The 22,668-nt window shown below is 72.8% G+C and carries 19 protein-coding genes and 2 riboswitches; of the genes, 10 read left to right on the forward strand and 9 right to left on the reverse strand.

What is annotated here, in order from left to right; genetic code table 11:
• Positions 1-45: 45 nt before the first annotated feature.
• On the reverse strand, positions 46-585 hold the full coding sequence (locus tag ACPC54_RS07200) for an RICIN domain-containing protein (protein WP_498962109.1): 540 nt from the start codon (positions 583-585) through the stop codon (positions 46-48).
• A gap of 118 nt (positions 586-703) precedes the next feature.
• Positions 704-2,011: a YhgE/Pip domain-containing protein gene (locus tag ACPC54_RS07205; protein ID WP_498962111.1), complete on the reverse strand. Its 1,308-nt coding sequence runs from the start codon at positions 2,009-2,011 to the stop codon at positions 704-706.
• 187 nt (positions 2,012-2,198) lie between these two features.
• Positions 2,199-2,372: riboswitch (M-box (ykoK) riboswitch) on the forward strand.
• A gap of 347 nt (positions 2,373-2,719) precedes the next feature.
• Here ACPC54_RS07205 and ACPC54_RS07210 point away from each other — a divergent pair.
• The 8 genes from ACPC54_RS07210 to ACPC54_RS07245 all read left to right on the forward strand — a co-directional run bounded on the left by ACPC54_RS07210 (position 2,720) and on the right by ACPC54_RS07245 (position 9,746).
• A complete protein-coding gene (locus ACPC54_RS07210; protein ID WP_498962113.1) occupies positions 2,720-4,396 on the forward strand; it encodes an NRAMP family divalent metal transporter in 1,677 nt (558 codons plus the stop codon).
• Positions 4,397-4,498: 102 nt separating this feature from the next.
• A complete protein-coding gene (locus ACPC54_RS07215; RefSeq protein WP_498962115.1) occupies positions 4,499-4,789 on the forward strand; it encodes a hypothetical protein in 291 nt (96 codons plus the stop codon).
• An 84-nt stretch (positions 4,790-4,873) separates the two neighbouring features.
• Complete coding sequence (locus ACPC54_RS07220) at positions 4,874-5,122, forward strand: hypothetical protein (protein ID WP_498962118.1); 249 nt, start codon at positions 4,874-4,876, stop codon at positions 5,120-5,122.
• 71 nt (positions 5,123-5,193) lie between these two features.
• On the forward strand, positions 5,194-5,595 hold the full coding sequence (locus tag ACPC54_RS07225; RefSeq protein WP_498962120.1) for a winged helix-turn-helix domain-containing protein: 402 nt from the start codon (positions 5,194-5,196) through the stop codon (positions 5,593-5,595).
• A 28-nt stretch (positions 5,596-5,623) separates the two neighbouring features.
• Positions 5,624-6,124: a hypothetical protein gene (locus ACPC54_RS07230; RefSeq protein WP_498962122.1), complete on the forward strand. Its 501-nt coding sequence runs from the start codon at positions 5,624-5,626 to the stop codon at positions 6,122-6,124.
• A complete protein-coding gene (locus ACPC54_RS07235) occupies positions 6,121-6,516 on the forward strand; it encodes a VOC family protein (protein WP_498962124.1) in 396 nt (131 codons plus the stop codon). The genes ACPC54_RS07230 and ACPC54_RS07235 overlap by 4 nt, the downstream gene beginning before the upstream one ends.
• Positions 6,517-6,611: 95 nt before the next feature.
• Positions 6,612-8,369 carry an ABC transporter permease gene (locus ACPC54_RS07240; protein ID WP_498962126.1) on the forward strand — a complete coding sequence of 586 codons (1,758 nt, stop codon included), beginning with the start codon at positions 6,612-6,614 and terminating at the stop codon, positions 8,367-8,369.
• Positions 8,370-8,387: 18 nt separating this feature from the next.
• Positions 8,388-9,746, forward strand: a complete 1,359-nt coding sequence (locus ACPC54_RS07245) for an ABC transporter ATP-binding protein (RefSeq protein WP_498962128.1) — start codon at positions 8,388-8,390, stop codon at positions 9,744-9,746.
• A gap of 74 nt (positions 9,747-9,820) precedes the next feature.
• Here ACPC54_RS07245 and ACPC54_RS07250 read toward each other — a convergent pair whose 3' ends face one another.
• From ACPC54_RS07250 to ACPC54_RS07265, 4 genes are all read right to left on the reverse strand, one after another.
• Positions 9,821-10,495, reverse strand: coding sequence for an HAD family hydrolase (locus ACPC54_RS07250; RefSeq protein WP_498962130.1), 675 nt, complete (start codon positions 10,493-10,495; stop codon positions 9,821-9,823).
• Positions 10,496-10,598: 103 nt separating this feature from the next.
• Positions 10,599-11,018 (reverse strand): ArsR/SmtB family transcription factor, encoded by a 420-nt coding sequence (locus ACPC54_RS07255; protein ID WP_498962133.1) that lies wholly within the window; start codon positions 11,016-11,018, stop codon positions 10,599-10,601.
• 46 nt (positions 11,019-11,064) lie between these two features.
• Positions 11,065-12,339, reverse strand: coding sequence for a helix-turn-helix domain-containing protein (locus ACPC54_RS07260; RefSeq protein ID WP_498962135.1), 1,275 nt, complete (start codon positions 12,337-12,339; stop codon positions 11,065-11,067).
• A 157-nt stretch (positions 12,340-12,496) separates the two neighbouring features.
• Positions 12,497-13,258, reverse strand: a complete 762-nt coding sequence (locus ACPC54_RS07265) for a DUF4232 domain-containing protein (protein WP_498962137.1) — start codon at positions 13,256-13,258, stop codon at positions 12,497-12,499.
• Between the two features lie 365 nt (positions 13,259-13,623).
• A riboswitch (cobalamin riboswitch) is annotated at positions 13,624-13,864 on the forward strand.
• A gap of 49 nt (positions 13,865-13,913) precedes the next feature.
• On the opposite strand from ACPC54_RS07265, the gene nicT reads away from it, so the two are divergent.
• Positions 13,914-15,026, forward strand: a complete 1,113-nt coding sequence (gene nicT / locus ACPC54_RS07270) for a Nickel transporter NicT (protein WP_498962139.1) — start codon at positions 13,914-13,916, stop codon at positions 15,024-15,026.
• A 121-nt stretch (positions 15,027-15,147) separates the two neighbouring features.
• Here nicT and ACPC54_RS07275 read toward each other — a convergent pair whose 3' ends face one another.
• Positions 15,148-18,864 carry a ricin-type beta-trefoil lectin domain protein gene (locus tag ACPC54_RS07275; protein ID WP_498962141.1) on the reverse strand — a complete coding sequence of 1,239 codons (3,717 nt, stop codon included), beginning with the start codon at positions 18,862-18,864 and terminating at the stop codon, positions 15,148-15,150.
• Positions 18,865-19,948: 1,084 nt separating this feature from the next.
• Here ACPC54_RS07275 and ACPC54_RS07280 point away from each other — a divergent pair.
• Positions 19,949-21,202 carry a hypothetical protein gene (locus tag ACPC54_RS07280; RefSeq protein WP_498962143.1) on the forward strand — a complete coding sequence of 418 codons (1,254 nt, stop codon included), beginning with the start codon at positions 19,949-19,951 and terminating at the stop codon, positions 21,200-21,202.
• A gap of 12 nt (positions 21,203-21,214) precedes the next feature.
• Here ACPC54_RS07280 and ACPC54_RS07285 read toward each other — a convergent pair whose 3' ends face one another.
• Both ACPC54_RS07285 and ACPC54_RS07290 read right to left on the reverse strand, forming a co-directional pair.
• Positions 21,215-22,003, reverse strand: a complete 789-nt coding sequence (locus ACPC54_RS07285; RefSeq protein WP_498962145.1) for an SDR family oxidoreductase — start codon at positions 22,001-22,003, stop codon at positions 21,215-21,217.
• An 85-nt stretch (positions 22,004-22,088) separates the two neighbouring features.
• Positions 22,089-22,664 carry a TetR/AcrR family transcriptional regulator gene (locus ACPC54_RS07290; protein WP_498962147.1) on the reverse strand — a complete coding sequence of 192 codons (576 nt, stop codon included), beginning with the start codon at positions 22,662-22,664 and terminating at the stop codon, positions 22,089-22,091.
• Between the last annotated feature and the right edge of the window lie 4 nt (positions 22,665-22,668).

Consider the following 22,668-nt stretch of genomic DNA (forward strand, 5'->3'; position numbering starts at 1 on the left):
CGCGCCACGTCCGCACCGGCGGGGCAGGAGCCGCGCCGGGGTGGCTCAGTAGTCGACGGGCGGGTAGCCCTGACCGGCCCAGTAGGGGTACCAGATCTGGTTGTTGCCGTTCCAGCAGTCCCACTGCTGCATGCGGACGCCGCGGGTGTTCGCCCCGCCCGGGACGTCCAGGCACTTGCCGCTCCACGCGTTGCGCAGGGTGTAGCCGGTGCCGGGGAGCTTGGTCCAGATCCACTTCTGGTTGCTGCCGCCGTTGCAGTCCCACTGCTGGGCGGGGGCGCCGTTGTCGGTGCTCCAGCCGCCGATCTCCATGCACTTGCCGCTGGCCGCGTTGACCAGCGAACCGTCCACCAGGTTCCAGTTCTGGTTGGCGCCGCCGTTGCAGGACCACTGCTGGACGGCCGCGCCGTCGGCGGTGCTCCAGCCGCCGATCTCCAGGCAGTGCGGGCTGATGGCGCTGCCCAGGGTGACGGTGTTCGGGACCCCGGACGGGTGGTAGTCGTCGGCGCTGGCGCCGGGGACGCCGACGGTGAGCGCCAGGCCGGCGCCGAGGACGGCGGCGGCTATGCGGGTCTTGAGGGCCAAGGTCGTGATCCTCGCCAGGAAGAGGGGTGATGACGTGGGTGTGCCGCTCGCGGGCGTGATCGTCCGCGGCTGCCGGGCGGTCACACTAGTGGATCGACCGTGCGCCGGTCACCGGGATTCAGTCGCTCGGCTGCGGGGTCCAGCGGTGCAGGCCCTTGCGGTCGTAGTAGCGGGTCATCGCGAAGCCGAAGGCGAGGGCCAGCACCAGGCCGAGCGCGATCATGACCCAGCCCCGGGCCAGCCCGGCGTCGGCCCGGGCGTCGAAGAAGAGGATCGCCCGGATGCCGTCGCTCAGCTGGCGCATCGGCTCGAACAGGCCGAGGAAACGGTAGAAGCCGGGCACCGCCTGGAGCGGCACGGTCGCGCCCGAGGAGGGCAGGGCGAGCGCGATGAAGACGAACATCGACACCAGCTGCCCGATGCCGCCGAAGGCCGCGTTGATCGCCTGCACGCCGAGGCCCACGGCGAGGCTGGCGCAGTACGCGAAGAGCCAGAGCATCGCCGGGTGCGGGGCGTCCATGCCGAGGATGCCGACCGTGCAGAGCATCACCAGGCTCGTGGTGACCAGCATGATCCCGGCCGTCATGACCATCTTGAGCAGCAGGGTCTGGGTGCGGGTGATCGGGACGGTCGGGCGGCGGGTGTGCCAGGGGCCGATCTCGCTGTCGGCGTAGCCGAGCGCGCCGTCGACGCCGCTGTGGATGATGTTGCCGCCGATGAAGGCGGTCAGCACGGCCAGCAGCGTGTAGTAGAAGGCGCTCAGGCCGAGGCCGCTGTGACTGCCGATGGGGTGGCCGATCCGGGTGGTGACGGCGAACGGGTCGGCGAGCAGCAGCCGGGCGGTGGCGCCGGTGTCCGGGCCGGCGGCGGTGGCGGGCGCGGGCGGGAGGGTGGCGAGCAGTTCCTTGCCGGTGACGAGCGATGCCTGGTGGGCGGCGTTCTGGGCGATCTGGGAGGCGATCGAGGAGCCGAGGCTGCCGAGGCCGGGGTTGGTGAGGACGGCCAGGGTGGGCCGCTCGGTGGCCTGACCGGTCGCCAGTCTGGTGACGGCGGCGGTGAAGTCCTTGGGGACGACCAGGGCGGCGTAGACCTTGCCGGAGGCCAGCTGCTCGTCGAGTCCGGGGCCGTCGACCTGCTTCCAGTCGACGGTCTCGCCGGGGCTGCCGGCCAGCACGGCGCCGGTCAGCAGGGTGCCGACGCTCTGGGTGCGGCCGGGCGGCGGCGGGCCCTGGTCCTCGTTCACCAGGGCGATCGGGAGCCGGTGCAGGTGCCCGGTCGGGTTGACGATCCCGCCCATGTAGAGCAGCGAGAGGAGGGCGGCCAGCAGGCCGCACAGGACGGTCGGCAGGAGCCACAGTCTGGGCCGGCGGGCGAGCTGGAACGCCCGTGCCTGGCGGACGGGCCCCTGGGAGTCTGTGGTCGCCATGCCACCCCTCGGGTTCGGGCACGCCTGGGCGCCGTGCCGCTGCGGGTACGGCGGGAAGTCGTTCCGTGGCCGCCCGGCGGCCAAACCCCCGTCACCCGGGCGGGTGGCACACCTCACCGAAGGTAAAGGTTCTACCAAGTACGCAAGTATCGGGTCGCGGCGGGTCTATGCTTTTGGAGGTTTGAAGAAGGCACCTCGTTCGGTGAGGCTTCTTCACGGACACAGGCCACTGATCCGACGACGTCGAGAGACGCCCAGGGTTAGGACAGATCTTCCCGACCTAAGGGTTGATCCGAAGTGGCTTCCCCAGCAGGGGGATTACGCCGTGGAGTGCCAAAGCTCTGACGAGTTGGGGTGAATCGGCGCGCCTCCGGTCACGGATCGCGCGCGCCGGTGAACTCCTTGCCGCGTCGATGACACGCACCACGGGGTGCGTCGGCCGGGAGGAGGCGAGAGACATGGATTGCAGTAGTCCGGGCCACAGTAGCCCCTACCCCCGCTTGTCCTCGTACACCTCCGGCACGCGGTAACACATCCCCCTGCGCGTCTTCCTGACGGCACATCACCTCAGCACGCGGCTTCGCCGTGCCCGCGCCCGTCCGCCCGGGTCGGCACCGCCGCGCGCCGATGCGCCGCGCCCGCTCGCAGGGGGAATTGCTGCCGCGCGTCCCCGACCACCCCACCTGCCAGGGGTACGGGAGGAACGTCATGACCACCAACGCCACACTCAACTCCAAGGTTCCGCAGCCGCGTTCGGCTGTACTGGACGACGCCCACGTCGGTGACATCAAGGGTGCGCTCGGCACCATCAGGCTCGATGACGACGCACCACGCCAGGGGCTGTCGGCAAGACTCAAGACCCTGCTCGCGATCGTCGGCCCCGGCCTGATCGTGATGGTCGGCGACAACGACGCCGGCGCGTTCTCCACCTACGGCAACGCCGGGCAGAACTACGGCACCCAGCTGCTGTGGACGCTGGCCCTGCTGATCCCGGTGCTCTACGTCAACCAGGAGATGGTGCTGCGCCTGGGCGCCGTCACCGGCGTCGGCCACGCCCGCCTGATCCTGGAGCGCTTCGGCAAGTTCTGGGGCGCGTTCAGCGTCATCGACCTGTTCCTGCTGAACGCACTGACGCTGGTCACCGAGTTCATCGGCGTGACACAGGCGGCCACGTACCTGGGCCTGCCGAAGGAGGCCTCCGTCGTGCTGGCCGCCGCGGTCATCATCGCCTCGGCGTTCACCGGCTCCTTCCAGCGCTTCGAGCGCGTCGCCGTCACGCTGTGCGTCGGCTCGCTGCTGCTGGTGCCGATCTACTTCATGGTCCACCCGAAGACCTCGCAGATGGCCCACGACTTCGTGGTGCCGACCATGCCGGGCGGCTCGGGCGAGCTCGCGACCGTCATGCTGCTGATCGTCTCGATCGTCGGGACCACCGTCGCCCCGTGGCAGCTGTTCTTCCAGCAGTCGTACGTCATCGACAAGCGGATCACCCCGCGCTTCATGAAGTACGAGAAGGCCGACCTGTGGATCGGCATCGCGATCGTCATCATCGGCGCCGCCGCCATGATGGGCTTCGTCGCCGCGACCTTCGACGGCACCGACGGCTTCGGCAACTTCACCGACCCGGCCGGCATCGCCAAGGGCCTGGAGGACAAGGTCGGCCACGTGGCGGGCGTGCTGTTCGCCATCGCACTGCTGGACGCCTCGATCATCGGCGCCTTCGCGGTCTCGCTCTCCACCGCCTACGCCATCGGCGACGTCTTCGGCATCAAGCACTCGCTGCACCGTGGGGTCAAGGGCGCCAAGGGCTTCTACGGCATCTACGCCGGCGTGGTCGTGGTGGCCGCCGCGATAGCCCTGACGTCCACCGACTACGCCCAGGGCCTGATGACGCAGTTCGTCCAGGTGCTCGCCGGTGTGCTGCTGCCCTCCGCCACCGTCTTCCTCCTGCTGCTGTGCAACGACAAGGCCGTGCTCGGCCCCTGGCGCAACGGCCCGAAGACCAACGCCTTCACCGCCGTCGTGGTCGGCGTCCTGGTCATGCTCTCGCTGATCCTGACCGCCGCCGTGGTCTGGCCGGACATCAGCTCGAACGCACTGCTGTGGATCATGGCCTCCTGCGGTGTCGCGGGCGTGCTGGTCGCCGGGTACTTCTTCACCTTCGGCCGCAAGGGCACCAAGGAGGACCCTCCCCCAGCCTCCGGCCGGGGGTGCCCCCATGACCGCACCGACCGGGCGAACTGGCGGATGCCCCCGCTGGAGACGCTGGAGAAGCCGGTCATGTCCACCGCCCGCAAGATCGGCATGGGCGCCCTGCGCTCCTACCTGCTGATCGCGATGATCATGGTGATCGTCAAGGTCGTCCAGACCGCCATGAACCACTGACCCGGACGCCGGGGGCGGCGGCGAACCCGAACCCGCCGCCCCCGGCCCCGACCCGGAACCCTCGACCGCCCCGCACCCGGGGAAGGAAGGAAGTACGGCCCCATGCGCCCCGCCCTGCTCCACCGCTGCCCGAGTGTCCGCCTCGCCCTCCACGACGGCGTCGAGCGCGAGTACCGCCTCGACGACCCGGGCAGCTGCCCGCACTCCGGCACGCCGAACACCCCGGCCTCCGCGTACGAGCCACGCGTCCACCTGGCCTACCTGCTGGCCTGCCAGGGCCACCGCCCGGACTGGCTCGCCGACTTCGCGGAGCTCCCGCCGGCCGCCGCGCGCCGCCTCGCCGCCCGCGCCGCCGACACCACCGCCCTGCGCCACCGCCGACCCGCAGCCTGACCGCGTCCTCTGACGCCTCGTCAACTTCTCTGCCGGTCGGTTCGCTTGCCCATGTTCATTGTCCCGTCACGGAGGTGACCAGCCATGTCCATCGTTGCCGCGTTCCAGCCCGTTCTCCCGTCCACCGACCGCGGCCGCCTGCGCGCCGCCCTCGCCGCGGTGGGCCGACGGCTGGCCCAGAGCCCGTTCGACAACTCCGTCCTGCAGGCCGTCGTCGCCCCGGCCGCCGACACGCCGACCGGTCGCCCGACCCGGATGCGGGCCAGCTGGCACACCGTGACCGACGCGGACGGGACCACCCGGCTGGTAGCCGCCTGGCACCCCGGCCGCTGACGGACCCTTTCCCGACCTTCCGAACGACCAGCCGAACGACCAGCCGAACGACCAGCCGAAGGAGCATCGCCATGGCCGTGCGCTACCCCAGGCTCGAAGCCATCTTCTCGGACCACACCCCCGCCGCCCCCGTCCGGCGGCCCGCCCCGGGCACCGTCACCGCCGTGCAGCCCGACACCGGGCTGGTGGTGAACCCCGAGCACCGCACCGTCACCGTCGACGGGCAGCAACTCACCCTGCCGTACCTGGAGTTCGAACTCCTCGCCCACCTGGTCGGCAACCCGCTGCGGGTGCACTCGCGCCGCCAGCTGATGGAAGCCGTCTGGGGCCGCCCGGACACCGGCGACACCCGCACCATCGCCACCCACATCGCCCGGCTCCGCCGCAAGCTCGGCCCCGGGCACCGGGAGGCGATCGCCACCGTCCGCCAGATCGGCTACAAGTACGACCCCCGTCTGAACCAGGCGGCCTGACCGCGACCCGCGAAGGAGGGACACCGCCATGACCGCCATCACTCCGCTCCCCCGCACCGGGAGAGGGACCGCCCTCGGCGGCGTCCTGCTCCTGCTCGTCCTCCAGGGGATCGCCGTGGGCGTGGCCCCCGCCCCGCTGCGGCTCTTCCTCTCCGGCGTGCTCATCGGCGCCTCGGTGGCCGGCCTGCTGCTCGCCCTGCTGCTGGCCCACAGCCGGCGGCGGGCGGTCCGCCCGGCGGACCGCCCGGCCGACGAGGACGACGCCCAGTGGTTCAGCGCCCGCTCGCTGGACGGCTTCCCGATGGACCAGGTCCGCCCGCTGCTGCTCGCCCCCGGCGCGCCCGGCCTGAACCGGCTGTACACCGCCTGGGTGCTCGCCACCCACGGGCGCGACCCGCAGTGGATCGCCCACCACCTCGCCCTGCCCGTCCCCACCGCCCGGCTGCTGGTCACCGCGGCCCGGCACCACGCCACGTCCACTCCGCCGTCCGGCCCGCTGTCCGGCCCGTTCGAAGGGAGGCCGCGATGATCACGGCCCTCGACCACGTCCAGCTCTCCGCCCCGCCCGGCAGCGAGGCCCTGCTGCGGGCCTTCTACGGCGACGTCCTGCAGATGGCCGAGCTGCCCAAGCCCGGCCCGCTGACCGGCAGCGGCGGCTGCTGGTTCGCCGCGGACGGCGGGCGGGTCCGGCTCTACCTCGGCATCGACGCGCGCTTCCGGCCCACCACCAAGGCGCACCCCGGCATGGCCGTCTGCGAGATCGACGACTTCGCGCTGCGCCTGTCGGAGCTGGGCGCCCAGGTGGTGTGGGACGACAGCCTGCCGCCCCGGCGCCGCTTCTACACCACCGACCCGGTGGGCAATCTGCTGGAGTTCGTCGAAGCGGTCGAGGCGGCCGGACCGGCCGCCTCGGCGGCCTGATCGAGCACCGATCACCCGGTCGAACGGCGGGCCATTTGCGTACGGACCTCAGGAGGGAGCAGACTGCCCGGGTTTGCGCGCCGGAGGTACCTGCCATGTCGTTCCCGAAGTCGGCCCCGGGCCCGTCCCGGGGCTCGCCGTCGTCCCGGACGGTGCGCCGCCTCGCCCGGGTGACCTGGGTGGACGTGCTGGTGGCGGCCGCCGTGCTGGTGCTGTTCTACCTCGCCCTGCGGGTCGGGCAGGGCACCACCGTGCGGTTCTCCACCGCCCGGGACGCCGCCGTCGACACCGACCCGGCCCGGTTGCCGTACGACGCGGCCCGCTCGCTGCTGCGGATGTTCGCCGCGCTCGCGCTCTCCGTCGTCTTCACCTTCGGCTACGCCTACGCCGCCGCGCGCAGCCGCCGGCTGGAGCGGGTACTGATCCCGGCACTGGACATCCTGCAGTCCGTGCCGGTGCTCGCCTTCCTCACCGTCGCCGTCACCGGCTTCCTCGCGCTGTTCCCCGGCTCGGTGCTGGGCCTCGAATGCGCCGCCGTGTTCGCCATCTTCACCTCGCAGGCGTGGAACATGACCTTCGGCTTCTACCAGTCGCTGGTCTCGCTGCCGCGCGATCTCGACGAGCTGTCGCGCTCGTTCGGGTTCAGCCGGTGGATGCGGTTCTGGAAGGTCGAGCTGCCCGCCGCAATGATCGGCCTGGTCTGGAACGGCATGCTGAGCTTCGGCGGCGGCTGGTTCTTCCTGGTCGCCTCCGAGGCGATCACCGTGGACGACCAGCGCTACGCCCTGCCCGGTGTCGGCTCCTACGCGGGCGCCGCGATCGCCGCCGGGGACCTCGGCAAGGTCGGCTGGGCGATCGCCACCATGGCCGTCCTCGTCGTCGGCGTCGACTTCCTGTTCTGGCGGCCGCTCACCGCCTGGGCCGAACGCTTCAAGAACGAGCAGTCCGAGGCCACCGAGGTACAGCGCTCGATCGTGCTGGACCTGCTGCGCCGCTCGCACTGGCCCGCCCTCCTCGGGCGGGCCCTGCGCCCGCTCGGGCACGCGCTCGCCCGGGCCGGGCGGCTGCTCGGCACCGACGACCGGCCGCTCGCCGTCTCCCCCGCCCGCCGGCGCGCCGGGGACGCGGCCTTCGCCGTGGTCGCGGGCGGCGTCCTGCTGTGGGGCGCCGTCGACCTCGGCCGCTACCTGGCCGACCGCACCGGCCTCGGCGTCTTCGGCGAGCCGTTGCTGCTCGGCCTCGCCACCCTCGCCCGGGTCGTCGTGCTGGTCGTCGCCGCCACCGTGGTGTGGGTGCCGGTCGGCGTCAGGATCGGCTTCTCGCCCCGGCTGACCCGGACGGCCCAGCCCGTCGTCCAGGTGCTCGCCAGCTTCCCCGCCAACTTCCTCTTCCCGCTGGTCGTCTGGCTGCTGCTGCGCACCGGCCTGTCGATCGACGTCGGGGGCGTGCTGCTGATGGCCCTCGGCGCCCAGTGGTACATCCTGTTCAACACCATCGCCGGGGCCATGGCCATCCCCACCGACCTGCGCGAGGCCATGGACGACCTCGGCGTGCACGGCCTCCAGCGCTGGCGGCGGCTCATCCTGCCGGGGATCTTCCCCGCGTACGTCACCGGCGGGATCACCGCCTCCGGCGGCGCCTGGAACGCCTCGATCGTCTCCGAGGTGGTCGGCTTCGGCGGCACCACGCTCACCGCCACCGGCCTCGGCGCGTACATCGCCCAGGCCACCGCGCGCGGCGACCACCCGCGCCTGCTCGCCGGGGTGGCCGTGATGAGCCTGTACGTCGTCGCCCTCAACCGGCTGTGCTGGCGCAGGCTGTACCTGCTCGCCGAGCGCCGCTACTCGCTCTAGCCCCCGAGGTCCTCCGCCATGCGCTTCCCCTTCGCCCGCCGCACCACCGCTGCCGCCGCTCCCGCTCCGGTGGCGGACGGCGCGGTGCTGCTGGAGGCCGCCGGGCTGACCAAGGCCTACGCCGGGGCGGACGGCGAACTGCCGGTGCTGTCCGGCATCGACCTCGCCGTCCGGGCCGGGGAGATCGTCGCCCTGCTCGGCCGCTCCGGCTCCGGCAAGTCCACCCTGCTGCGCTGCCTGTCCGGCCTCATCCCGCCCAGCTCCGGCACCGTCCGCTACCGGGGCGCCCCGCTCACCGGCGCCAACCCTGGCACGGCGCTGGTCTTCCAGAACTTCGCGCTGCTGCCCTGGCTCACCGTCCGGCAGAACGTCGAACTCGGCCTGGAGGCGCGCGGAGTACCGCCCCGGGAGCGTGCCCGGGCCGCCGACTCCGCCATCGACCTGATCGGCCTGGCCGGCTTCGAGTCCGCCTACCCCAAGGAGCTGTCCGGCGGCATGCGCCAACGCGTCGGCTTCGCAAGGGCGTTGGTCGTCGAACCGGACGTGCTGATGATGGACGAGCCGTTCTCCGCGCTCGACGTGCTCACCGCCGAGAACCTGCGCGGCGAACTGCTGGAACTGTGGGAATCCGGGCAGTTCCCGACCCGGGCGGTCGTGCTGGTCACCCACAACATCGAGGAGGCGGTGCTGATGGCGGACCGCATCGTCGTCCTCGGCTCCCGCCCGTACGGCACCATCCGCGAGACGGTCCAGGTCGCGCTGGAGCGGCCGCGCGACCGCGACGCGGACGACTTCGACGAACTCGTCGACCGGGTCTACCGGATCATGACCGGACGGCCGCTGGCCGAGCGCCCGACCGAACGGCCCGACCCGGGCGCGCGCCGCACGGTGGCCACCACCCCGCTGCCCGCCGCCAGCGTCGACGGCCTCTCCGGCCTCGCCGAGACCATCGCCCACCGCGACGGGCGCTGCGACCTCGCCGACCTCGCCGACGAACTCGGCCTGGACATCGACGACTTGCTCCCCCAGGTCGACGCCCTCGACCTGCTCGGCTTCGCCGAGATCCACGGCGACGACCTGCTGCTCACCGAGGCCGGTGCGGCGTTCGCCGGGGCGGACGTGCAGGACTCCCGGGCGATCTTCGCGGAGGCCGCCGTCGAAGTCCCACTGGTCAAGCTGATCGCCAACAGCCTGCGCGGCGAGGCCGGTTCGGGCGCCGTGGTGCGGGCCGGCTTCTTCCGCGACCTACTCGCCCACCACTACACCAGCGAACAGGTCGACCAGCAGCTGGAGACGGCGACGGACTGGGGGCGCTACGCGGGCCTGTTCGGCTACGACGCGGCGCGGAAGGAGTACGTCGCGGAAGCGGGGCGATGAGGGGCGGCCGTGGCAAAGCGGCGTCCGCTGCTGGACGGCCCCTCGCCGAACAGTCCGGACGTGCTCTTCCAGTCCTAGGGCAGCGGCAGGGCGGCCAGGGAGCGGGTGTGGGCGGCGAGCAGGTCCGGCAGGTCGCGCATGTCGTCGAACAGCACCCGGCCCGGGCCGGCCAGTCGGGCGGCGGAGTTGACCCCGCCGGTGTAGCCGAAGGCGGGGATGCCGGCCGCGTTCGCCGCGCTCAGGCCGTGCGGACTGTCCTCCACCACGACGCAGCGGGCCGGGTCGGCGCCCAGGGTGCGGGCCGCGTGCAGGAAGAGGTCGGGGGCCGGCTTGCCGCGCGGCACGTCCTCGGCGCCGCTGAAGATCCGCCCGGCGAACCTGTCGTACAGCCCGGTCAGGCCCAGGCCCCGGCGCAGCCAGCGGTGGCTGCTGTTGGAGGCCACGCAGTCGGGCAGTTCGATCCGGGCGAGCGCCTCGGTGATCCCGTCGACCGGGGCCAGCCGTTCCTCGGTCAGCCGGGTGTGCAGCGGGCGGTACTCCTCCCACCAGTCGGCGGGCAGTTCGCGGCCGAGCAGCTGCCCCAGGGCCGCCGTCTTCGCCCCGTGCGAGAGGCCGACGAACCGCTCGACGATCTCCTGCTCGCTCATCGGCAGCCCGAGCGCCGCCATCGCCACCTTGTCCACCGCGACGCCGATCGGCTCGCTGTCGATCAGCACGCCGTCACAGTCGAAGATCACCAGTTCGATCACTCCCGCACCCTAGTACGGTGGACGGCGTGGACGGGAACCCTCGGCGTGACATCGGCGACCGCGCGGACCTCGATGAGAGCTGCTGCGCCGGTTCTACGCGGCCCTAGCCGGTGGCCGGGCGGCGGACCGCCCGGGCGGCGCGGGCGGCCCGGGCGAACGGCTGCTCCGCCGGGGCGGTGGCCGGGGGCGGGCCGGCGTCGCCGCCACCGCTGCCGCGGGGCGGGAGGTCGTTCGCGACCAGGGCCGCCTCGGTCAGCAGGCCGCGCACCTCGGTCGCGCGGTAGAAGATCCGGGTGCCCTCCCGGCGGGCGACGACCAGCCCGGCCGCCTTCAGCTTCGCGAGGTGCTGCGAGGTCGCCGCGACATGGGCGCCCAGCAGCTCGGCCAGCTCGCTCACCGGCAGCTCGCGGCGGCTCAGCGCCCACAGCAGCCGGTATCGCGACGGGTCGGCGACGGCCTTCAGGACCGCGACCGCCCGCTCCGCCGCCTCGGTATCCCAGGCCTCATCCTTCGCACCGCCCATACCGGGATGGTACCGGCGCACGCCCCCCGCTCTCCCCTCGGGCCGCTCAGGGGTCGACGGGGGTCGGGGCCCAGCCCTTGCCGTCGTAGAAGTAGCCCGGCGCGCCCGTCGTCGCGACCGTGCGGAACACCTGGTTGTTGTCGGGGACGCGCACCGTGCCCTGGTGGCCGTCGCTGTTCCACTCGATCTCCAGGTACCAGGAGACGTCCTGGGAGCGGGTGGTGGCGTCGATCCTCAGCACCTGCAGGTCGGTGTCGGACACGTGGAAGGGGAAGTCGGACGGCCCCACCTTGCCGTTGTCCTTCTCCCCGGCCACGGCCACCGTCCGGGGCGCCGGGGCGTCCAGGTCGACGTTGAAGAACGCCGGGTCGATGCCGCCGCCGCAGCCCGAGCCGGGCATGTAGGCGTTCCCCTTCGGCGCCGGCCGGCTGTCCACCACGTGCACGTACACGGCCTGCAGTGCGACGGCCTTGGCGCTGGTGCCCTGCGCGGTCAGCTGGAGGCGCAGGTGCCCGGCCGGGACGCCGCCCTGGGAGGCCGCCCAACCCTCCGTCGCGGCCTGGTTCTTCGGCGGCAGCGACACCTTGCCGGGGGCGCGCGGGGTGAGGAACCACTGGCCGCAGGGGGTGCCCCAGTTGTTGCTCAGAACGTTGACGTGGAAGGGCGCCGGCGGCGCCTCGGGGGTGGCGACGGGCGCGGACGCGGAAACCGACGCGGGAGCGGAGGCGGGCGCGGGGGCGGGCGCGGAGGCAGGGGCCGAGGCGGGAGTCGAACCGCCGACGGGCTCGGCGGTCGGCCCGGCGGCCGTCGCCGTCGCCGACGCGGTCGCGGCGGCCGTCTCGACCGCCGGTCGGCCGTTGCCGCGCAGCAGGAGCGCCGAGACGACGGCCACCACGACCACGGCCGCCACGCTCGCCAGCACCCGGGCGCTCGGCCGGCGGGGGCGGCGCGGCGCGGCGACCGGGCCGGGGGCGTCCTCGACCTCCGCCTCCGCCTCCGCCTCCGGTTCCGATTGCGGTTGCGGTTCCGGCACGGCCTCCGGCCTGGGGGCCACCGCCACCGCCCCCGGCTCCCGCCGCCGGGCCGCGTCGGCCAGGATCCAGCGCCGGTGCAGTTCGACGAGTTCGGGGCCGTCCGCCCCGCACGCCCGGGCGAACCGCTCCACGGGCGCGTACTCGGCGGGGACGGCGGCGCCGTTGCAGTAGCGGTGCAGGGTGGAGGTGCTGACGTGCAGCCGGGTCGCCAGGGCACCGTAGCTGCGCCCCGAACGGTCCTTCAGTTCGCGCAGCATCGCGGCGAACTCGTCGGTCTCCACGCCCATGCCCACTCTCCCCCGCAGCGCCGGCCGGGGCCGGATCCTCGGCCGAACCCGCAGCTCACGGTACCGGCTGCCGCCCCGGCCGCCGCAGCGGCGGAGCGAGGCCCGGACGGTACTACGGATGGCGGGGGTCAGTGGGTTCACCACGGGAAGGGCCTTCTCACGCCGCCGGGGTGTCGGCGTGCGCCGCCGAGTCGGCCGCGTCCGCGACGGTGCCGCGGTAGAGGCCGAGCTTGACCTTGCCCACCTTCACCGCGGGGCTGAGCGGGAAGTTGTGCGTGGCGGCGTTGGGCATGTTCACCCCGTCCGCCAGCACGTTCAGCACGTTGACGGAGACCGTCCCGGGGACGAGGTCGACCACCGCGTACGCGGTCTCGCCGGAGCGGAGCGAGTAGGCGGGCGGGCCGCCCAGCCCGCCGGGCACCAGCGGCTTGACGTTCTTGCTGCGGTCGGCGGCCTGGGCGTCACCGAGGTCGACCTGCGGGTAGTAGCTGAGGCCGCAGGACTTCGGGCCCTGGTTGCGCACCTCGATCACCCGCTGACCCGGCGCCTCCGGCCGGGTGCCGACCTTCACCGTCACGTCCGCGCCCTGGCAGGGGTGGGTGTAGGCGTACGGGTCGTCCTCCCGGGGCGCGCCGCCGGGCTTCGCGGGGGCGGCGGTCGGCTGCTTGGGCTTGCCGCTCGGCACCGACGCGGGGGCAGCGCCGCCCGACCCCGCGCCCGGCACGGCCGGGGGCGTGGCGGCCCCGGCCGGGTCCACGGCGGCGGGCGCGGCCGGGGCCGGCGCGGAGGCGGCGGCGCTCTTGCCCGGCTGCGCCTCGCCCGCCGCATCGCCGCCGGGCCCGCAGGCGGTCAGACCGAGGACGGCGCCGAGCGCGAGGGCGGCGGGCAGGACGAAGGCACGACGAGACGAAGATGACATGGCGGATCCCCCGTGGGACGAAGAAGCGGAGAAGGTGGCCGCCGGGCGGTGGATCGACGCCACCCCGGCCCGGCGGTCACGACCTTGACCCGCCGCCCGTCCCGCCCACCAGCCCCGCCGGCCCATCCGGGACGCTGGAACGCTTCCACCCCCTGTGACCTGCGGTTTTCCACCGCCCTGGAACGCCCTGCCGGAACACCCCACCGCCCCTGGCGGGCGACCGCGGCTCCGCCGGGAACGCCGGGCGCTCCGTTCGCGACGGGTCGGCTCCGGCTCACGGGGGTGCTCGTTCCCGGCGGTCCCGGGCGACTCGACAGCAACATCTGCGCAGCTGCGCAGGCTTGTGGAGGGTGGTGCGGAGCCCCTACGGTGTTGCCCGCCGTGGTGCTCGGGAAGTCCGGTGATCCCCCCTCAGGGGGCGAATCCGGCGCGGCCCTCGCCACTGTGAACGGGAAGTGCCTCCGACGCGCCCGCAGCGATGCGGGCAGTCACCGGCGCCGTACGGCGCACGGGAAGACGAGCCGGGGGCACGCTTCGCCCTGCCCGCACGCGGGCCCGGGCGATCCACCCGCAAGCCAGGAGACCGGCCACGGCGCGCACGACCCCCGGGCACCCCGGGGGCGCCCCCACGAGGAGCTGGAGAGGCCTGCCCGTCATGACGCTCACCGACGGATCACCGTCATCCACCCTGCCGTTGCCCCAGCGCTGGCAGCGGCAGGACACCGTTCGCACCGCGACCCTCATGGCCGTCATCGTCGCCATGCACGTGGTCGCCTTCGGCATGCTGATCCTGCTGATCGCACCGAACCACTACACCGTCGGCACCCAGACCTTCGGGGTCGGCCTCGGCGTCACGGCCTACACGCTCGGCATGCGGCACGCCTTCGACGCCGACCACATCGCCGCGATCGACAACACCACCCGCAAGCTGATGGCGGACGGCCAGCGGCCGGTCTCGGTCGGGTTCTGGTTCGCGCTCGGCCACTCCAGCATCGTCATGCTGATGGCCGCCCTGGTCGCCGGCGGCGCGCAGATCGTCGGCTCCCTGATGGACGACCAGTCCACCACGCACCAGTGGCTCGGGACCATCGGCACCGGTGTCTCCGGCACCTTCCTCTACCTGATCGCCGCCCTCAACCTCTTCGCCCTGGCCGGCATCTACAAGGTCTACAAGGCGATGCGGGCCGGCAACTTCGACGAGAAGCAGCTGGAGAAGCACCTCGACGAGCGCGGCTTCATGAACCGCATCCTCGGCAAGCTGACCAAGTCCATCCGCCGCCCCGGCCAGATGTTCCCGATCGGTGTGCTGTTCGGCCTCGGCTTCGACACCGCCTCCGAGGTCGCGCTGATGGCGATGGCCGGCTCCGGCGCCGCCTCCGGCCTGCCCTGGTACGCGATCATCTGCCTGCCGCTGCTGTTCGCCTGCGGCATGAGCCTGTTCGACACCCTCGACGGCACGTTCATGAACTTCGCGTACCACTGGGCGTTCTCCAACCCGGTCCGCAAGGTCTACTACAACCTCACCATCACCGGGCTGTCGATCGCCGTCGCCTTCATCATCGGCACCATCGAGCTGGTCGGCGTCCTGCACGAGCAGCTCGACCTGAGCGACCCGGTGACCGACTGGATCGCCGACATCAGCCTGGACAACGTCGGCTACATCCTGGTCGGCATGTTCGTGGTCGTCTGGGCCTGCGCCCTCGCCTACTGGCGCCTCAGCAACGTCGAACAGCGCTGGGCCGCCCGGGTCGAGAAGGCCGAGGCCTGAGACCTCGGGCCTGAGACCTCGGGCCTGAGACCTCGGGCCGGACGCACGAGGGCCCGGCCCGGGCGGTGGGATGCCGCCCGGGCCGGGCCGTTGCCGTCCGCGTCGGCGTCAGCGTCAGCGGTCAGGGAGTGCGCTCGGGCTGGAGGGTCCAGCGGCTGTTGTCGTGCAGGTCGGGGCAGTCCCAGATGTCGAGCCAGGTGCCCTGCTCGGTGTGCCAGGCGTTCAGCTCGATGCAGCGGCCGGTGTTGGGGTCGCCGTTGCTGATCGTGGCGTTGTTGACGAAGCGGCCGTCCGGGCGGACGGTCCACTTCTGGGTGGGCGAGCCGTCGCAGCGGGCGAGCCGGACGAGCGCGCCGTTGCCGGTGGCCCCGTCCGCCGTGGTGGCGCAGAACGCGCCGGAGCGGATGGTGCCGTCGGCGCCGATGTTGTAGCGCTGGTTGGGCGTGTTCCAGCAGGTGCCGAGGGCCAGCTGAGCACCGTCGCGGGCGCCGCCCCAGGCGTCCATGCACATCGAGGGCGCCAGGTTGGAGTGGACGGAGGTGCTGGCGTCGGCGTAGCCGATCATGCTGGGGGTGCCGAAGTTGTCGACCTTGCCCTGGGTGCCGGTGCTGCTCTGCCCGGGGTAGACGGTCATCGCGTTGTTGTTGTCGATCGTCCAGATGTCCGGGTAGCCGTCCGCGTTGATGTCCCCGGCGCCGATGCGCGGGTAGTTCGCGGCGTTCACGCCGTAGCCGATCTTGACGCCGGCGTCGGGCTTGGTCAGGGCGGTGAAGTCGACGGTGCCGTCCGCCTTCCAGCCGAGCGGGTAGGCGAAGACGTCGCCGGTGGTGCGGTTGCGGGCCCACAGGGTGGTCTGGTTGGTCTGGCCCGGGTTGTTCTTGTCGGTGCTGGTGGTGACGCCGTTGGCCGCACCGGGGTTGAGCAGTTCCAGGTCGGCCCAGCTGCCGGAGACGGTCGGGATCAGCGTCGCACTGTTGATGTTGTCCGCCAGGCCGTCCGGCGAGTAGAGGAACAGGTTGTTGTTCTCCAGGGTCAGCAGCGTGGTCTGGGTCGAGATGATCTGCTGGCCCGCGGTGCCGCCGGGCTTGGCGGCGGTGGCCTCGCCCTCGGGGGTACCGAAGGCGATCACCTGGGAGACGCCGCTCCAGTCGGCCGCGCTGTAGCCGGCGCAGGGCGCCTTGGTGCCGTAGGTCGTGCAGGACGCCGGCCGGTTGAGCCCGATCGGTGTGAGGGTGTCGAGACGGCCCACCCCGTTGTTCGGGATCAGGTACATCGCGTTCTTCAGGATCGCGGACTTGTCCGTGGCCTTGGCCGGGTTGTTGAAGTGCGCGACGATCTCGTCCACGGGCTGGCCCTGGGCGAAGGTGCCGTGGTGGCTGATCTGGAAGTCGGCCCAGGTCGTGCCGTAGTCACGGGCGCCGGGCGCGGCCGCGCCGGGGGCCGCCAGCGAGGTCGACGGGTCGGCGGTGCCCCCGATGACCCGCAGGTCGCCGGTCTTGTCGGTGACGACGATGTCCGGCTTCTGGTCGTTGTCCACGTCGCCGAACACCGGCTGGGTGCCGGGCTTCCACGGCGCGTAGAAGTTGTAGACGGCGCCCTGGCTGTAGTTGCCGGCCACGTCCATCGCCCACGCGTACAGGGTGTTGGTGCCCCACTGGCGCGGCTGGTAGGTGTACGGCTGGCCGGGCTTGATCGTGTCGGAGCGGTTGCAGCCCCAGCCGACGACCGGCGTCGGGTCGGTGCTGACGCGCACGCAGGCGACGCCGGAGGCCCACAGGTTCGGGCCGGGGGCCGGGTCGTCGGCGTTGATGGTGAAGGTGCCCGAGTCGCCGGCGTACTTGGCCGGGTTCGGGTTCGGGGTGCCGGACGGCGGGAAGTCGGTGGAGCTGATGCTGACGCGCGGGTTGGTCCTGTCCACCCGGAAGTAGCACCAGGCGCTCTGCGGCGAGGTGAGCAGGCCGTCCGCGGACTGCGCGAACCAGCCGTACTGGTGGCCGTCGGTCAGCGAGCCCACCGGCAGGCTGTAGCCGGGGTTGTTGTAACTGCCCAGCCACCCGCCGTTGTTGTTGCCCAGGCTGAAGTTGGGGTCGTTGTCGTCCCACAGATGGAAGCCGGTGTAGAGCGGCTGGCCGGCCGGGGAGTAGCTGCTCGCCGTGATGTTGATGTTCTGGTTGCTGCCGACCCAGCCCGGGTTGTCCCAGGGGTGGGTGCCGCCGGAGTTGCACTCGGCCTTGCCGCCGGTGTCGGCCCAGCCGGGGGCGGGGACGGTGTGCGGGTACCAGATCGTCGGCGTGACGTCGTAGTTGGTGGTGATGCTGGGGTTGCTCGCGATCTTGTGGCGGAACTCCCCCTTCCACTCGGAGTCACTGGGGGCGATGGCGAGGGTCCACCAGGGCCAGTGCCCGGCGGCCGCCTGGTTGATCATGCCGGTGACGTCGACGGCCATCGGGCCGGTGCCGGTGATCTGCTGCCCGCCGACCCAGGTGCACCCGTTCATGACCTGGGTGCCGTCGAGGCCGCACGGCTGCTGGCTCCACGTGGTGTTCCCGTCGATCGGGGACGGGGCCGAGTAGACGCCGAGGTTGGTCGGGGTGCCCGGGCTGGAGGCGCCGTCCACCTGGGCGTTGAGGACGGAGGTGTACAGCGTCGGCGGGACTTCGGCGCCGCCGGGCGCGGTGTAGATCGCCGGGTTGACGGTGAACTGGAAGTAGGCGCGCTGACGGCCCAGGCTGCCGCAGTCCAGGTTCGGGTCCGTGCTGTGGAAGCCGCAGTAGCCCGTCGCCAGGTCCGACTTGAGGTTGAAGTTCTTCGCGTCCTTGTGGTTCTCCTGCACCTCGACCGAGCCCTGGACGGCGTTGTTGACGGCGATCAGGGTCGGGTCCAGGTACCACGGGCCGGTGCCGGAGCCCAGAGCGGCCGGGTCCGGAGTCAGCTCGATGGCCTCGCTGGTGGCCTTGGCGCCGATGGGCGCGACCTTGGCGCCGTCGCCCGGCGCGTCGGCCGTCGACGGCGCCCCCTGGGCGGCGGCCTCCTCGGCGGCCGGGGCGGAGACCGCCTTGCCCGCCTTCGGCGGCGTGGCCGCGGCCGGCTTCGAGGAGTCCCACTGCATCGGCGCGGGGGCCTGGAAGCGCACCTTCCCGCTCTTGTCGTCCTTGACGTTGATAGCGCCCTGGTCGTCCGTGGCGACGGTGAGGCCTTGGGCGCTGACGGGGAAGCGCAGTGTCTTCAGCGCCGGGTTGGCCGCCGCCTCGGGCGTGCGGACCACGACGACGTCGCGCCAGCCGCCGACCGTCAGCGCGGTCAGCTGCAGGTCGACGCCGGGCAGCACGTCCGCGTAGGTGGCGGTGGCACCGCTGAGCGTCGGCTTCGGCAGCGCGAACGGGGCGCTGACGGCCAGCTTCCTGCCGTCCTCGGTGGTGACGGTGGCCATCGGGCCGGTGCCGCCGCCGGAGAACGCCACCGCGGTGGCGGACACCGCCGGGGCGATCGTGCCGTCCGCGCCCGTCTTCAGCGTCGGGTCGAGGTCGGCCCACGTGCCGCCGCGCTTGGTGCGCACCGGATGGGCGTTGTCGGTGGTGCTCAGGGTGCCGTTCGGGTTGGCGACGGTCTTCGAGGCCGTGTCCGTCATCGCCTCCACGACGACCGGCTTGCCCGTCGACTTCGCCTTGGCGATCGCGTCGAGCATCGCCTGCTGCTGCTCGGTCAGCTTCGGGCCGGGCTTGGACGGGGTGATCGGCGGCACCGGGGACGTCGGCCCGTGCTGCGCCGGTCCTGACGGCGCGTCGGCCGCCAGCGCGGTGGGGGCGGACAGCAACGCGAGACCGAGCACACCGGTCACACCGAGCGAAGTCAGCCGAATCGCTCGTTTGTGCACCGATCGCGCTGATCGTGACGCTCGGGACGGTCTCGCCAAATGAGGCGTCATTGGCTTGTCGGACATGTCAGTTCGCTTTTCCCTCCCCTGCACCGCGCCACGGTCGACACGGTGTTCGGAGGGGAACGATGGAGCCCGGACAGGGAGTTGGTCAAACGCGAAGGCGTCTTGACGGGACATGTCCGGAATTGGTTCCCACCCGATCGGTCAAGACTTCGTAAACACCACCGGGGCGCGGTGGAACTGCCTGTTCCGCTGCTCTCGGAGTCGCTTATGTTTTGGACTCAACCACGGGACACGTGCGCCTATTTGAGGGTTACTCACTTTCATTCTCGCCGCACGGGAGGAGCAGCCGTGGCAGTTTGGCATGTCCGGAATCGGACGTCCGGCGCGGGAGGAGGCTCGGGCGGGGGCTCGGGCGGGGGCTCGGCGACACCCGGAGACGGAGGCGGCGCATTCGGTCACCGTGCAGGTGACCGACCGGGACAAGGGTGATCGCGGGCGCCGTAAGCTTCCCGATGATGGCGACGGCCGGGGAGGGCGACGTGCGGGACGGGTGGATCAGGGTGCCGGTCGGGGACGACGCCGACCGGTGGGCGACGCGCGGCGGGTGCCGGCGGGTGCTGCTGATCGTGCACAACGTCACCTCGGCGACCCGACTGCTCGACGTGGTCGGGCTGTTCCGGGACGACCTGCGGGTGCAGCTGCTCGCCACCTGCCCGGGAACCTCGGCGTTCCGCTCCGGGACGGACGAGCTGCTGGCCGCGCTCGGGGTTCCCGTGCTGCCCTGGGAGCAGGCGCTGGAGGTCGGGGCGGAGCTCGCGGTCGCGGCCAGCTTCGGGGGCCAACTCCAGGCAGTGAAGGGCAAGTTGGCCATCCTGTCGCACGGCGTTGGCTACAATAAGAGACTCGCCACACCGGACACCGGACACCGGACACCGGACACCGGACACCGGACACCGGACACCGGACACCGGGGGCGCCTCCCGTCTTCGGTCTCTCCCCCGAGTGGGCGCTCGCCGAGAACGGCTCCCCCGTCGCCGACGCCATGGTGCTCTCCCACCCCGTCCAGCTGGACCGGTTCCGCGCGTCCTGCCCGGAGGCGGCCGGGACGGCGGTGCTCGGCGGTGACCCGTGCTACGACCGGATCCTGGCCGCCCGCCCCCGCCGGAAGGCGTTCCGCCGGGCCCTGGGTGTCCGGCCCGGCCAGCGCCTGGTGCTGCTGAACTCGACCTGGAACCCCACCTCCCTGTTCGGCGACGGCGGCGGTGGCGACGGCGGCGGCGAGCAGGACGCGCTGCCGCTGCTGCTGCGCGCCCTGCCCGAGCTGCCGGTGGACGAGTACCGGGTCGCCGCCGTCCTGCACCCCAACGTCTGGCACGGCCACGGCCCCGGGCAGGTCCGGCTCTGGCTGGACGGCGCCGCCCGGGCCGGCCTGACCCTGGTCGATCCGGTGGCGGACTGGCGGCAGGCGCTGATCGCCGCCGACGCCGTCGTCGGCGACTTCGGCTCGGTCAGCTACTACGCCGCCGCGCTGGGCACCCCGGTGCTGGTCGCCGCCCCCGGCCCGACCGTCCTGGAACCGTCGTCGCAGGTCGCCGAGTTCGTCCGCGAGGCACCGCGCCTGGACCCGTACGCGCCGCTGCGGCCGCAGCTGGACGCCGCCCTCGACGGCGGCCGCGTCCCGGCCGGCCCGGCGGAGTTGACCACCTCCTGCCCCGGCGGGTCCGCCGAGCGGCTGCGGGCGCTGTTCTACGGGCTGATCGGCCTCCCCGAGCCGGCCGCGCCCGCGCTGCTGGACCCGCTGCCGCTGCCCGCGCACCAGCCGGGCCGGGTGACGGCCCCGCTGCGGGTGCTCACCGAGGTGGGCGGCGGGCCGGTGGCGCTGCGCCGGTTCGCCGCCGCCCGGTACGAGCCGGACGGCCCCGGCCACGGGCACCTGGCCGTGCACGAGGACACCCTCGACCCCGGCGCGCTCGCCCTGGCCGACCTGGTCCTCCAGCACACCCCGCCGGGCCGGTCCGCGGACCCGCGCCTGGGCACGCCCTGCCAGTGGGCGGCCGAGGTGCTGTCCCGCTACCGCTCCTGCGCGCTGGCCGCCCTGGTGACCGGGCCCGACGCCTGCACGGTGGTCGACCGGGCGGGCGGCGCCTGGGAGTTGACCACCGCCGGCCTCGACCCGGCCGCGGCCGCCTCGGCCTTCCTCGCCCGGCGGGCCGCCCACGCCGCCGCGGCGCCCACCGACCTGACGGTCCGCGTCGGCGGCGCCGTGCACCGGGTGACGGTCAGTCCGTCCGGTTGACGACCGGCCCGGTCAGACGGTCTTGAGGGTGCCGCCGTCGATGACGTGGTCGGCGCCGTGGATGTTGGCGGCGCGGTCGGACAGCAGGAAGGCGACCAGGTCCGCGACCTCCTCGGGCTCGGTGAAGCGCCCCGAGGCGATGCCGAACCGCCCGGGCAGGGCTGCCAGCAGGTCGCCGTGGCCGACGCCGGACGCGGCGGCGACCTTGCCGCCGAGCCGGTCGGGGTCGGTCCACTGCGGGCTGGCCGTGGGCCCCGGGGAGACGGTGTTCACCCGGACGCCGCGCGGCGCCAGTTCCTCGCTGAGCCGCTTGCCGAACAGGTTCAGCGCGGCCTTGGCCTCCGCGTAGCCGACCGGCGCGCCGGCGGGCATCCGGCCGTTGATCGAGGAGATGTTCACGATCGCGCCCCGGCAGTCCAGGAGGCTCGGCAGCGCCGCCTTGGTGGTCCACATCGCGCTGAACAGGTTGAGGTCGAAGAGGGCCTGCCACTGCTCGTCGTCGGTGTCCAGGAACCCGCCGACGGACATGCTCTCCGGGTCGCCCGCGCCGACGTTGTTGACCAGGAAGTCGATCCCGCCGACCGCGGCGAGCGCCTGCTCGACGACCGACCGCGCCCCGTCGCGGGTGCTCAGGTCGACGGACACGGCCGCGGCGGCGACCTCCGCCAGCTCGGGGGTGACGGTTCGGGCCGCACCCACCACCCGGACGCCCTCCGCGGTCAGCGTCCGCGCGATCGCGAGGCCGATGCCGCGACTCGCGCCGGTGACCAGCGCGGTCCTTCCGGCGATGCCGAGGTCCATGATCTGCCCTTCTCGAACGAGGAATTCTTGAACTTGAGGTCTAAAATCAGGGCGCGAAAAGGGCCACCGCCCGGGGCGCCGCGCCTCAGAGGCCGGCCAGGGCCGTGTCGATGATCCCGTACAGGGCCGGCCGGTCGAAGGTCTTGGCCATCACCCGCAGCCCCGCGGCGGTGGCCTGGAGGAACAGCGCCTGCGACCTGGCGTCGACACCCCGGTCGACGTCACCGTCCCGCTGCCCCCGCTCGATGCGGGCGGCGAGCAGCCCGACCATGCGCTCCTCGATGCGGTGCGCCGCACGGGCGGCCTCCTCGTCCCGGCCGGCGAGCTCCTCGACGGTGTTCTGGGCCAGGCAGCCACGACGGACCGGCCCGTCCAGGTCCATGTCGACGAGCAGCGCGAAGTACGCGCGGATGCGCTCCTTGGCGGTGCCCGGCCGCGCGAGGAACTCCTCGACCGTCTCCGCGCCCGTCCGGCCGTAGAGGTCCAGCGCCTTGGTGAACAACTCCCGCTTGGAGCCGAAGGAGTGGTACAGGCTGCCCTTGGCCACCCCGGTCGCCTCGGCGAGGTCGGCTGGGGAGGTGCCGGCGTAGCCCTTGGTCCAGAACGTCTCCATCGCCTGTGCGATGACCACGTCCGGTTCGAAGCTCTTCGGCCTGCCCATGCGG

This window comes from Kitasatospora sp. NPDC094028, from assembly GCF_049543595.1.
In the GTDB taxonomy this organism is placed as follows: Bacteria; Actinomycetota; Actinomycetes; order Streptomycetales; family Streptomycetaceae; genus Kitasatospora.